Raw genomic sequence first — 3,612 nt, forward strand, 5'->3', positions numbered from 1 at the left:
CTTCCACCTCTTAATGTACAAAAACAAATAGTTGCTAAACTTGAAACTGAGCGCAATATGATTGCATTACAAAAAGAAACCGTAATGCTTTTTGAAAACAAACTAAAAACAAGGCTAGATTCCCTTTGGCAACAAACTTAATCAAAAAATAATACTAATGCACCTCAACTACCTAAAAAACTTAATCGGTTTTAAGTCTGTAACTCCTGAGAGTGCCGGGGCTATTGAGTATATTGACGGTTTGCTTAAAAAACACGGCTTTAAGACTGAAATAAAGATATTCGGTGAGGCAGAAGAGCAAGTAACTAACCTTTATGCCGTGTATGGTAACGGCAAACCTAATATTTGCTTTGTCGGGCATGTAGATGTAGTACCTGCGGGCGATTATCATCTTTGGCATAATGCGAGTCCATTTAAGGCTCATGAGCAAGACGGGAAGATATATGGCAGGGGCATAGTTGATATGAAAGGGGCTATAGCGTGCTTTCTAGCAGCTAGCTTAGATTTTATAAAAAATAATACTGATTTTAAAGGTTCTGTTAGTTTTTTACTTACTAGTGATGAAGAGGGAAAAGCAAAGCACGGTACTAAAGAAATGCTACAATATATTTATGATCAAGGGCATAAAATCGACTTTGCTATTGTCGGTGAGCCTACTTGCGAAAAAGAGATAGGCGATACAATTAAAATCGGCAGAAGAGGAAGCGTTAACTTTAAATTAAATATAGAAGGCTTAGGCGGACATGTAGCTTATCCTCATAAAGCAAATAACCCGTTGCCTTGCTTAATAAGAATATTGAACGAGTTAATAAATATAAAACTTGATGAAGGGACAGAATTTTTTCAAAGTTCAAATCTTGAAGTGACGAATATCAATGTCGGTAATAATACTCTAAATGTAATTCCGGCAAGTGCGGAAGCATCTTTCAATATACGTTTTAATAATTTACATAATGCAGAAACTTTAGCAAAACAGGTAGAAGAAATTATTAAACGACATTGCAAAGAATATAAAGTAGATTATAACCTAGAATATAGTAGTTCTGCTGAAAGTTTTATTCAGAACCCTAACGATAAAATAAAAGAATTTGCTGATATAGTAGAGAGAACGTTAAAAATAAAGCCCGAATTCTCTACAAGCGGCGGTACGTCGGATGCAAGATTTGTCAAAGATTATTGCTCCTTAGTGGAGCTCGGTTTATTATCCGAAATGGCACATAAAATAAACGAATCCACCAAAATTAACGATTTACAAAAATTATATGATGTGTATTATAATTTTTTGATGGAAATACTTTGATGTCATTGTTGTGTGGATCAGAAAACGTCATTGCGAGCAGCCGTAGGCTGTGCGGCAATCTCATAAAATAATAACAAATTCCTGAGATTGCTTCGTCAATTGCTATGCAATTTCCTCGCAATGACAAAAAAACTGAACCACGCAACAATACCTTACGGTAACGACATTATCATATGCGGATGTGATGGAACTGGTAGACATGCAAGATTTAGGTTCTTGTGCCGCGAGGCGTGGGGGTTCAAGTCCCTTCATCCGTACCATTCTTTAGTTTTTATAACTTTAATTTTATAGTTCTTAAGTTAAATCTATTAATTACCTTGAAGTTACTTGTATACTAAATAATAAATAAGCTTCTTAATATTTTAGATAATTTTTTAATTTAATAAGAGTATAGCTATGCGTCCACCTCTCAACAACGAAACCGACGAAAGTGAAGTAACAGAAGTTTCTTCTCAAACCGCTGCTTCCCAAGAACCGATAGCTACCGCAACTACCTTTACATCAACCTTATCTGTAAAAATAAACCAATTGGAAAATAAGAAAGAGAATAAAGAAAAAGAAAAACTTGAAAGATTTTTGGAAAGTTTAACTGATAGTCAACGCACAAAATATTCAGGGTCTTTTGTTAAGCAACCTTTGGACAAAAGTAAAGTAACATATTTAAAAAGCAGCACAGAAAAAGAAGAATATGCAAAATTTTTGGAAGGTTTTACTAAAACTCGAATCAAAAAATATTCAGAACCTTTTGTTAGACAACCTTTGGACCAAAGTAAAGTAACAGATTTAAAAAGTAGTACGGAAGAAGAAAAATTTACAAGTTTTTCGAACAGTTTTACTGATAGTCGACGTGAAAATTTTTTAAAGCCTATTAGAAAATCTTTGGATAAAAAAGTAAAAAAGAAAGATGGACTACAAGTTTCAAGTTTAAAACAAGAAAATATAGGAACTAATGAGTTACTGGAAAAAATGCTTATTAAGTTAAAAAACGAACCTACTAATGCTGTTAGTTACGAAGATAAAGTTAAAATAAAGAACATACTATGTGAAGTACAAAATTTCGCTTCTGAAAAAGTGATTGAGGATATTAAAAATATTATACATAATAATAATATAACTAGGGAAACGCTAAGTTATTTAAATGAAAATCTTGGGAAATTTATAGTCAATAAAACAAGTAAAGTAGATGATGAAGTATTAGTCCAAGGAGCAGACGATGGCGTTGTAGATCAATAGAACTGAATGAACAATTAATTATAAAATTTTTATGCAGCAATTTAGTATTTATCAAACAAGCGATGAATTACTTCTAAAATCGATATTGCTTCTGATAGAAAAATGCTATCACTCTGATCTTAAAAGTGTTGTATTAACAATAGATGCAGATCAACAAGAAATGCTTAATAAAAGTCTTTGGACTTATTCACGTAAGCAATTTATACCTCACGGTAGTAAACTTGACCCACAGCCTGAAAAACAGCCGATTTATATTACCGATGAGTTACAAAATCCTAATAATGCAAGTGTCCTTATTCTCATTTCTCCCATAGATATAGAAAAAATTTTACAAGTTAAGGATTATATTAAGATTTTTAAAAGAATAATTATAATAACTGATTTGCCGGAAGATTTAAAAGAATTAGCGGCAAAAATAAATAAATTTACTACGCCACAAAACAAAATTGATTGCTTTAAACAAGACGCACGAAGTTCGTGGAATAAGATAGAATAAATTTATACCCTTCTACCGTACAAATAAATATAATCCCATCGTTAAGGCAATAACCAAATTGGAATAACACGCAAAAATAAAATCTAGATTTTTTGAAGCAAAATTTTGCAATATAAAATGAATTGAAGTAACAAGCAATACTGTCAAAGCTGAAAATAATACCGGCATAAAAGCTGTCTTTTTGCTATAAGGATATCTCAAAAAAACCGCAAGTGCTAAAAAAGGTAATACAAAATTATATAAAGGCCAAATTATTCTTTGATGTGCTTCAGCAATTAATTTAATTTTTTTAGTAATAGCTAAATCATGAGGAGGGTCAAGTAATTCGCTTATATAATATTCGTTTGCTTCTTTGTTATGTTGAGTTCTTTGTGATGCTAAAGGATTATCATTTTGTAGCTTTATCATTAAAGAATCAAAAGTTAGCTGAGTTAAATTACCGTTTACGTCATACTCTTGTCTTAGACCTTTATTAAGTTCAAAAATCGGGTTATTATCATATATATTAAGAGTACCTGAATCTGCAAATACTACTGATGGGTTATCGGCATTACGATTATCAAATATTATTACGCCGTTCATA

4 protein-coding genes and 1 tRNA gene are annotated in these 3,612 nt (G+C 31.8%); 4 read left to right on the plus strand and 1 reads right to left on the minus strand.

Annotated elements, in window-relative coordinates:
- Positions 1-157: 157 nt before the first annotated feature.
- The 4 genes from dapE to AC1Z7D_RS06535 all read left to right on the plus strand — a co-directional run bounded on the left by dapE (position 158) and on the right by AC1Z7D_RS06535 (position 3,029).
- A complete protein-coding gene (dapE, locus tag AC1Z7D_RS06520) occupies positions 158-1,300 on the plus strand; it encodes a succinyl-diaminopimelate desuccinylase (protein ID WP_482603009.1) in 1,143 nt (380 codons plus the stop codon).
- A gap of 175 nt (positions 1,301-1,475) precedes the next feature.
- Positions 1,476-1,560: transfer RNA gene (locus AC1Z7D_RS06525), tRNA-Leu, on the plus strand.
- Positions 1,561-1,696: 136 nt separating this feature from the next.
- A complete protein-coding gene (locus AC1Z7D_RS06530) occupies positions 1,697-2,533 on the plus strand; it encodes a hypothetical protein (RefSeq protein WP_482603011.1) in 837 nt (278 codons plus the stop codon).
- A 31-nt stretch (positions 2,534-2,564) separates the two neighbouring features.
- Entirely contained in the window at positions 2,565-3,029 is a 465-nt protein-coding gene (locus tag AC1Z7D_RS06535) for a DNA polymerase III subunit chi (protein WP_482603013.1), read from the plus strand.
- 12 nt (positions 3,030-3,041) lie between these two features.
- Here AC1Z7D_RS06535 and AC1Z7D_RS06540 read toward each other — a convergent pair.
- On the minus strand, positions 3,042-3,612 hold a 571-nt coding region (locus tag AC1Z7D_RS06540), incomplete at its 5' end, for an LptF/LptG family permease (protein ID WP_482603015.1).

The organism is Rickettsia sp. (assembly GCF_965035265.1).

Excerpts from the sequence above, each read along its gene's own strand:
- dapE (WP_482603009.1), top strand. The coding sequence starts at position 158 with ATGCACCTCAACTACCTAAAAAACTTAATCGGTTTTAAGTCTGTAACT.
- AC1Z7D_RS06530 (WP_482603011.1), top strand. The coding sequence starts at position 1,697 with ATGCGTCCACCTCTCAACAACGAAACCGACGAAAGTGAAGTAACAGAA.
- AC1Z7D_RS06535 (WP_482603013.1), top strand. The coding sequence starts at position 2,565 with ATGCAGCAATTTAGTATTTATCAAACAAGCGATGAATTACTTCTAAAA.